We start from the raw sequence: 8,019 nt of genomic DNA on the forward strand, positions 1-8,019 counted from the left end.
CGCGCGCCGGGGCGCCCCCCCCCCACCCCCACCCCCCTCCCCCCCGGGGGGGGCGGGCGGCCCCCCCCCGGGGGGGGGGGGGCCCCCCCCCGTCCGTCGTGTGGTCCGGCGGGACCGCCAGCGGGGCGCGACCGTCAGCCGCGCGGTGCCGTGTAGGCGCCGTCGGCGATGTCCTCCAGCAGCGTCGGGCCGGTCGGCTGCCAGTCCAGCAGCTCGCGCGTCGCGGTCGACGTCGCGGCCATCGGCATGCCGAAGAAGCGCCCGATGAAGCAGAAGTGGTCGACGGCGTCCGCGGGGTCGACACTGGTGGCCGGCACACCGAGGGCGTCGCCGATGGCCTGCGCGATGTCGCGTGTGCGGACGGCGTCCTCGGCGGTGACGTGCATCCGGGTGCCGGCCGGAGCGTGCTCGAGGCCGAGCCGGACGAGCCGTGCCGCGTCGGTCCGGTGGACGGCGGCCCAGCCGTTCGTCCCCTCGCCGATCATCGCGGCGGCCCCGTGGCGTCGTGCTGCGGCGGCGATGAGGGCGACGAACCCGTGGTCACCGTGCCCGTGCACGGTCGGGGCGAACCGTGCGATCACGGTGCGGACGCCCTGGTCAACGAAGTCGAGGGCACGGTTCTCGCTGCCGCCGCGCATCGCCTGTGGGCCGACGAACGGGTTCGGGTCGTCCTCGGTGGCCGGACGGTCGACGGTGAGTCCGGCGACACCGGAGGCGACGACGAACGGTCGATCGCTGCCGACCAGGGCACTGCCGAGGGTCTCGACGGCGGCGCGTTCGGCGGCGTTGGTCTCCTCCGGGTGAGCCCAGTCGTGCTTGTTGGCGAGGTGGACGACCCCGTCGGCGGCGTCGGCTCCGCGGCGCAGGGCGTCGAGGTCGTCGAGGTCGCCGCGGAGGACCTCGGCACCCTTCGCCCGGACGGACTCGGCGGCGGCGTCGGAGCGGACGAGCCCGGTGACGCGGTGGCCGGCGGCGAGGAGGTCGTCGACGGTGGCGGAGCCGATCCAGCCGGAGGCTCCGGTGACGAACACGTGCATGGTGGTGCCCTTCTCGATGATGTCAGTTGCTGACATCAGGAACCGTACACCCGATGTCAGCGACTGTCATCAACCGGTTCCCTCAGTAGACTCCGGGCATGGCGAGATGGCAACCGGGGACGCGGGAGCGACTGCAGGCCACCGCGCTGCAGCTGTTCCTCGACCGTGGCTTCGAGACCACCACCGTGGCCGACATCGCCCGTGCCGCCGAGGTCACCGAACGCACCTTCTTCCGGCACTTCGCCGACAAGCGCGAGGTCCTGTTCGCCGGACAGGACGACTTCCTGCAGATGTTCGTCGGCCCGATCCAGGACGCTCCGCCCGACGCTCCCCCGGTCGACCTGGTCGCCCGGGCGCTGGCCGGGGCCGGGACGTACTTCGTGGAGGACCGCCGCGAGTGGTCCCGCAACCGGCAACGCGTGATCGACGCCGAACCCGCGCTCGGTGAACGGGAACTCGCGAAGCTGTCCGGTCTCGGCGCCCGGCTGGCCGAGCTCTTCCGCGAACGCGGTGTCCCCGAGCCGGCCGCGACCCTGGTGGCGCAGTCAGGCGTGACCGTGTTCCACCTGGCGTTCGCGCAGTGGATCGCCCCGGGCGAGACCCGCACGCTGCCCGAGTTGGCGACCGAGCGGCTCGAGGCCCTGACTGCCACGATGGGGCGGCCGCGCATGACGGGGCGGCGGGCGGTCTGACGCTCCGGCCGTGACCGGACAGCTCGGAGCCGGTTCATGGACTGCCGGAGCACACTGGCTGGATGACCCGGACCGCAGCCCCGGCGCCATCCCCGACGACCGTCCACCGGGCGGGGACAGCAGCCATCCCCGTACAGTCGACCGCGCCCGCACCCCTCGCCTCCCGCGCCCTGGCCCTCGACGGCCTGCGCACCGTCGCGATCGTCATGGTGATCCTGTACCACCTGCACGTGCCGCAGTTCGAGGGCGGGTGGATCGGCGTGACCGTGTTCTTCGTGCTCTCCGGCTACCTCATCACCACGCTGCTGCTCCGCGAACGCCGGAAGACCGGCACCGTGCGACTCGGCACGTTCTGGTGGAAGCGCCTGCTGCGGCTCTACCCGGCACTGGTCGCCCTCGTCGTCGCCGGACTGCTGCTCTGGAACTGGGTCGGCGACTACAAGGGCGCCTCGTTCTCGGCGGGCGAGGCCGCGTTCATCGCCCTCACCTACACGGGCAACCTCTACCGGTCGTTCTGGGACACCACGCAGGGCGTGTTCGCGCACACGTGGAGCCTGTCGATGGAGGAGCAGTTCTACCTGGTCTGGCCGCCGGTGCTCGTGGTCCTGCTCGCTCTCGGACGCCGTCGTCGCGCACTCGTCATCGGGCTGTCCGCGGTGATCGTCGCCGCCTCCCTCGCGACCTGGCTGAGCTACCGCGCCCCCTCCGGTGGGTCCACGCCGGACGTGTACTTCTCCCCCGTGCTCGGTGTCGTGCCGCTCGCCACCGGGTGCCTGCTCGCCCTGCTGCTCGACGACGACCGGTTCCGGGCGTTCGCCGCGGGGCTCGCCGGGCACGTCGGCACCTGGGTCGGTGCGGCGGTGGTGCTCGGGGTGCAGTTCTGGATCGGCGACGACTGGACCGAGCACGTCTGGACCTTCGGCCTGCTCATGCCGGTGACCGGGCTCTTCGCCGCGGTGCTGATCGGCGGACTCGTCTCGGTGCGGACTCCGGTGTCCCAGGCGCTGTCCTGGAGCCCGATCGCCTGGTTCGGCCGCCGGGTGTCGTACTCCGCGTACCTCTGGCACCCGCTCGTCATCGCGCTGCTCGGCACGTTCGCGATCGGCTGGTTCGGCAACGTCTGGCTCTTCGCTGCCGCTGTCGTGGTGTCGATCGGGGCTGCCTACGCGGTCGAGGTGCCGGTCGAGAAGCTCCGCGCCCGCGCCCGGGAGGCCCGCCGACTGGTCGCCGAGGACCGCGCCGCGCGCAGCGCCGCCACGAGCTGACGGCCCCGGTCAGCGGCGGCGGCTGGCCTGCCGCCGGGTGTGGTTGTGCTCGATCGCGCGACGGACGAGGGCCTGCAGCGCTGGGGCGTCGACGACGTCGCCTGCGAAGTACTTGATCGCCCGGCGCTGGTTGCCGCCGAGCTCGTCGTTGAACAGGCCGTCCGGGTCCTCCAGGGCGGCGCCGTACATGAAGCCGAGCTTCACCGCCTGCTGGAAGACGTTGCCGACGACGAGGATGCCGTCGAGCTCCCACACCGGCGCGCCGCGCCACTTCCAGGCCTCCTCGATCGCCGGGTCCACGGCGATGATCGCCGCCCGGGCGTCGGCGAGGACCGACCCGCGCCAGTCCGGGTGCGCCGCGATCATCGCGTCGATGTGCTGGGCGGGTGTCCTCTCCGCCGCCGGCGTCTCGTCGGGCTGTGTCTCGTCCTTCTGGGCCATGCGCACACGGTAGTGCTGCGTCGCACTCCGCGGCAGAGGCCGGTGCGTTCCGGTGGAGAACGCCGTCGGGGCCGGAGCCTGCGGGATCAGGCGAGTCGTGCCTCCAGGACCGTCACCCGCCGGACGCTCGGCGTGACCGCGGCCGCCACGGTGGCGACGACGATGAGCACGGCGCACCCGAGCAGGGTCGGCGTGGTGCCGACCGTGTGTGCGAGCGGGCCGACGAGGGCCTCGCCGAAGGGCACGGCGACGACCGACCCGACGGCGTCGTACGAGTAGACGCGGGCCAGGACCTCCCGCGGCACGTTCGTCTGCAGGGACTGGTCCCACGCGATCGAGAAGACCTCGATGGCGGCTCCGGCGACCGCGAACGACACGATCAACGCCGGCACGGAGGGGCGGATCGCCAGGGTGAGGACCGGCACCGCGGCCACGACCATGAGCGCCACCCCGATGCCGAGTGCGTGCCGCGGGTGCCAGCGGAGCGCGACCACCGCGCCGACCGCGAGCCCGACCGACAGCGCGGCGACGACGAGGCCCCACGCCGCCCTGCCGAACGACGCGTCGGCGACGACGGGCCCGAGCACCGCCGTCGCTCCGACGAAGGCGGCGTTGAGCACGGCGAACTGCAGCACCACGATCCAGACCCAGCGGCGGCCGACGAACTCGCGCCAGCCCTCCCGGAGGTCCGCGACGACCGAGGTGCGCTCCGTCCGGCCGGCATCGGCAGCCCCGCGCGGCAGGCGCATCCGCCCGAACAGGACCCCGGCGACTGCGAAGCCCGCCGCGTCGATGGCGAGCCCCCACCCGGGTCCGACCACGGCGACGAGTCCGGCACCGGCCGAGGCACCGAGGATGCTCCCGCCGTTGAGGCCGAGGCGGAGCAGGGCGTTCGCCGGCCGGAGCTGCGTCTCGGGGACGGTGTCGGGCACGAGTGCTCCCGCGGCGGGCAGGCTGACGGCGGCGACCGCTCCGTTCAGGACGCTCAGCACCACGAGCGACGGGATGCTCGCCGACCCGGTGATGACGAGCGCTGCCACGGCGCCCTGCGTGACGGCGGCCGCGAACGACGTCCCGACCAGGACCACGTCGCGCGGCAGCCGGTCCGCGATCACCCCGCCGAACAGCAGGACGGCGACGTTCGCGACCGAGCGGGACGCCACGACGAGACCCAGGTCCGCCGCGGACCCGGTCAGGTCGAGCACCGCGAACGCCAGGGCGATCGGAGCGACGGCGTTGCCGAGGATGCTCGTCGTCCGCGCTGCCAGCAGCCACCGGAAGGGCGCGGACCGGAGCGGACCGAACCGGTCGGCCGTGGTGCTCACGAGCGGCGGAGGGGGAAGAGGGCGGCCGTGACGGACACCGGACGCGTGCCGGGTGTCCGCGGCGGGCGGGCGGCGGCGTGCAGGATCGCGGACGCCTGCCCGATGTGCTGCACCACACGACGCCAGGCCTCCGGGTCCACCCAGAGTTCGGCGTCCGTGGTGACCCCGGGGCCGTCAGCCTGCGCACGGGCACGTCGGCGGAGCTCGTCGGCGACGGCGTCGAGGTACACGAGCCGGTCCTCGGCCGCTTCCGGGTCGAGCGGGTGCACCTGGTGGGCGTCGAACGGCATCGAGGACGTCTCGTGCCGGTAGCGCTTGGCCTCGCCGCCCCGGAGCCGGACGACCTCGACGACCCGGACCAGCCCGGCGCGCTCGAGCACCCGGAGGTGGTAGCTCGCGGTCGCCTGGGACAGCCCGAGTTCGCGTCCGGCCTCGGCGGCGCTCATCGCGACCCCCGTCAGCAGGGACAGCAGTCGCAGGCGGATCGGGTGGGCGGTCGCGCGGAGTTCGTCGACGGTGGACACGAGGGCATCGTGGCAGGCAGGTCGCATGACCGTCAAAGGCCTCTTTGGGGGTCGGCGAGGCGCGCGCCGGACACCCCGCGCCGTACAGTGCACGCATGAGCGGACGGAGCCGGCGGTGACCGACACGCTGCTGCCGACCGTCGTCGGGGTCGTGGCACTCGTGGGCCTCGCGACGACGGTCCTCCTGTTCGCTCGAGCAGCGTCCCCGTGGGCGCCCGCCCTCGCGGTCGCCCGAGGGACAGCGCAACTCGCCGTGATCAGCCTGGTCCTCGCCGGTGTGATCCGGTCGCCGTTGCTCATCGCGCTGGTGCTGACCGTGATGTTCACGGTCGCGGTCGTCACGGCGTCCCGCCGCCTCGGCGAGGTCCGCCGGATGGTGGTGCCGGTAGCGTCGTCGATGGCGGTCGGGATCACCGTCACCGGCGTGATCGTCTTCGCAACGGGCGCGATCGAGTTCAGCCCGCGGTACGCCCTGGCGGTCGGTGGCATCGTGATCGGCAACGCGATGACGATCGCCAGCATCAGCGGCCGCCGCTTCGTGGAGCTCGCGGATGACCGGTGGGACGACGTCGAGGGGTGGCTCGCCCTCGGCGCGGCACCACGGCAGGCCACCCTGCAGCTGGTTCGGCGTGCGGTGAGCGCCGCGCTCGTGCCGACGGTCGACCAGACCAAGACGACGGGACTGGTCACGCTGCCCGGCGCGTTCGTCGGCGCGGTCTTCGGCGGGCTGTCCCCGCTCGAGGCCGGCCGGTTCCAGATCGTCGTCCTGGCAGCGATCATGGCTGCCGGAACGTGCACCGCCGTGCTGCTGACCCGGTGGCTGGCGCCGCTCCGGACACGACCGCAGCTGCCGTGACCGGCCCTGCGTTCAGGCGGGGGTGCCGAGGCGGTACCCGACGCCGCGGACGGTGCTGATCAGGTCACGGTCGGTCTTCCGTCGGATGTAGTGGACGTAGGTGTCCACGGTGCCGAGCTGCTCGCCGTGCGCGAAGACCGCGGAGAGCAGGTGCTGTCGGGTGAAGGCCCGTGCCGGTTCGCTCGCGAGCAGGCGCAGCATCGCCGTCTCCTTCTCGGTCAGCATCACCCGTCCGGAGTAGGGCGAGGTGATGCTGCTGTCGTCCGGGTGGAAGGACCACCCGCCGATCTCGATCCCGGCACCGGTGCCGGAGTAGTCCCGGGTGAGCGCGCGGAGACGGGCGGTGAGCTCGTCGAAGTCGAACGGTTTGACCAGGTAGTCGTTGGCGCCGGCATCGAGACCGGAGACCCGGTCTCGGACCTCCCCGAGCGCGGTGAGCATCAACACCGGCGTGCTGATGCGGCGCTGGCGGAGCGTCGTGACGACCTCCGTACCGTCGATTCCCGGCAGCCGACGGTCGATCACCATCGCGTCGAAGTACCGAGCTGCCGCGGCGACCAACGCGCTCTCGCCGTCAACGCAGAGCGTCACGTCCCATTCCTCGCCCAGGACCTCGGCGACGAGCGGCCCCAGCCGTGGGTCGTCCTCGACGAGCAGCAGACGGAGCGTCATGCGCGGTCCTCCCGATCGCGTCCTCGTCCGCCGGACTGCACGACGGGGAGCCGCAGGGCGAAGACGGTGCCGTCGTCGCCCGTCGACTCGACGGTGACGTCACCACCGGCCCGGACGGCGACGTCGCGCACGAGCGCCAGGCCGATCCCGTACCCGGTCCGCGTGCCCGCCGCCCCTGCGGTGGTGGCGGGCGTGCCGTGCGCGAACCGGTCGAACACCCTGGCGGGTGCGATGCCCGTGATCCCCGGCCCGTCATCGCGGACACGGAACGTGACGGAGGTGCCGTCCCCGTGCACCTGCACGGACACGTTGCCGTCCGGGAGCGTGTGCCCGATCGCGTTGTCCGTCAGCGCCACCAGACACCGTCGGAGTTGCGTCGCCGACACGGCGACGACGGTCCCGACGAGCTCCGGATCGGCTGGACCGACCGCGAGGTGCACTTGGCGCTCGGCGGCCAGGACGGACATGTCCCGCTCGAGGGCCACCAGCGCTGCATCGAGTTCGGCGACACCGCCGGTCGACTCCGCTCCGGCTGCGGCGTCCAGGAGGTCGTTGACGATGTCGATCAGCACCCGGGTGTCGCCCTGTAGCTCGTCGACGACGGCTCGACGGGGATCGTCCGCCGGTGTGATCATCCTGAGTCGCTGCACCCGGGCGTGGAGCACCGTCAACGGGGTGCGGAGTTCGTGGCTGGCGTCGGCGACGAAGGTCCGCTGCATCCGCGCGGCCTCGGCGATCGGCCGGACCGCGCGGCGTGCGATCACCCACGCGGCGATCCCGGCGAGGGCGATGGCGAGCCCGCCGACCCCGACGACCGCGATGCTGAGGTCGACGGTGTCGAGGGTGATGTGCACGTCGGTGGGACCGGGCGCTTCGTGCAGTTGCCCCGGCGTGAGCTGCCAGAGCACGTAGCCGACGACCAGCAGGATGATCGTGATCACCAGCGCTGCCGAGACGACCGCGACACGGAGCCCGATGCCGATCACGGACCGCCGGTACGCCAACCGGTCCGGGTCCCGCTCAGCGCCGGACCGGAACGACCACGTCACGGCCGAGTCAGCGATGGCAGACCACCACGATGACGACACCTGTGCCCCTCTCCGGAAGCGGGGGGGGGGCCCCGCGGGGGGGGGGGGGGGGGGCGCCGGGGCCGGCCCCCCCCCCCCCCCCCCCCCCCCCGGCGGGCGATAAAAAAAAAAAGCAGGCC

The 8,019-nt window shown here is 73.1% G+C and carries 9 protein-coding genes; 3 read left to right on the plus strand and 6 right to left on the minus strand.

Features of this window, described 5'->3' with window-relative positions; genetic code table 11:
• Nucleotides 1–134 precede the first annotated feature (134 nt).
• Nucleotides 135–1,073 (minus strand): SDR family oxidoreductase, encoded by a 939-nt coding sequence (locus QCD68_RS16300; protein WP_301223772.1) that lies wholly within the window; start codon nucleotides 1,071–1,073, stop codon nucleotides 135–137.
• A gap of 62 nt (nucleotides 1,074–1,135) precedes the next feature.
• On the opposite strand from QCD68_RS16300, the gene QCD68_RS16305 reads away from it, so the two are divergent.
• Together QCD68_RS16305 and QCD68_RS16310 are read left to right on the plus strand one after the other, a co-directional pair.
• Entirely contained in the window at nucleotides 1,136–1,729 is a 594-nt protein-coding gene (locus QCD68_RS16305) for a TetR family transcriptional regulator (protein WP_301223773.1), read from the plus strand.
• Nucleotides 1,730–1,791: 62 nt separating this feature from the next.
• On the plus strand, nucleotides 1,792–2,994 hold the full coding sequence (locus tag QCD68_RS16310) for an acyltransferase family protein (protein WP_301223774.1): 1,203 nt from the start codon (nucleotides 1,792–1,794) through the stop codon (nucleotides 2,992–2,994).
• Between the two features lie 9 nt (nucleotides 2,995–3,003).
• Here the strand turns inward: QCD68_RS16310 and QCD68_RS16315 are convergent, their stop codons facing one another.
• From QCD68_RS16315 to QCD68_RS16325, 3 genes are all read right to left on the minus strand, one after another.
• The gene (locus QCD68_RS16315) at nucleotides 3,004–3,435 is read right to left on the minus strand and encodes a DUF1801 domain-containing protein (protein ID WP_301223775.1); all 432 of its coding nucleotides are present in this window, start codon (nucleotides 3,433–3,435) and stop codon (nucleotides 3,004–3,006) included.
• A gap of 86 nt (nucleotides 3,436–3,521) precedes the next feature.
• Nucleotides 3,522–4,760, minus strand: coding sequence for an MFS transporter (locus QCD68_RS16320; protein ID WP_301223776.1), 1,239 nt, complete (start codon nucleotides 4,758–4,760; stop codon nucleotides 3,522–3,524).
• A complete protein-coding gene (locus QCD68_RS16325; protein ID WP_301223777.1) occupies nucleotides 4,757–5,284 on the minus strand; it encodes a winged helix-turn-helix domain-containing protein in 528 nt (175 codons plus the stop codon). The genes QCD68_RS16320 and QCD68_RS16325 overlap by 4 nt, the downstream gene beginning before the upstream one ends.
• A gap of 115 nt (nucleotides 5,285–5,399) precedes the next feature.
• Between QCD68_RS16325 and QCD68_RS16330 the strand changes: the two genes are divergently transcribed.
• Nucleotides 5,400–6,140 (plus strand): ABC transporter permease, encoded by a 741-nt coding sequence (locus tag QCD68_RS16330; protein WP_441005198.1) that lies wholly within the window; start codon nucleotides 5,400–5,402, stop codon nucleotides 6,138–6,140.
• A 12-nt stretch (nucleotides 6,141–6,152) separates the two neighbouring features.
• Here the strand turns inward: QCD68_RS16330 and QCD68_RS16335 are convergent, their stop codons facing one another.
• Complete coding sequence (locus tag QCD68_RS16335; RefSeq protein ID WP_301223778.1) at nucleotides 6,153–6,812, minus strand: response regulator transcription factor; 660 nt, start codon at nucleotides 6,810–6,812, stop codon at nucleotides 6,153–6,155.
• The gene (locus QCD68_RS16340) at nucleotides 6,809–7,861 is read right to left on the minus strand and encodes a sensor histidine kinase (RefSeq protein WP_301223779.1); all 1,053 of its coding nucleotides are present in this window, start codon (nucleotides 7,859–7,861) and stop codon (nucleotides 6,809–6,811) included. The genes QCD68_RS16335 and QCD68_RS16340 overlap by 4 nt, the downstream gene beginning before the upstream one ends.
• Nucleotides 7,862–8,019: the final 158 nt, after the last annotated feature.

The sequence above is a fragment of the Curtobacterium sp. PsM8 genome, assembly GCF_030433875.1.
In the GTDB taxonomy this organism is placed as follows: Bacteria; Actinomycetota; Actinomycetes; order Actinomycetales; family Microbacteriaceae; genus Curtobacterium.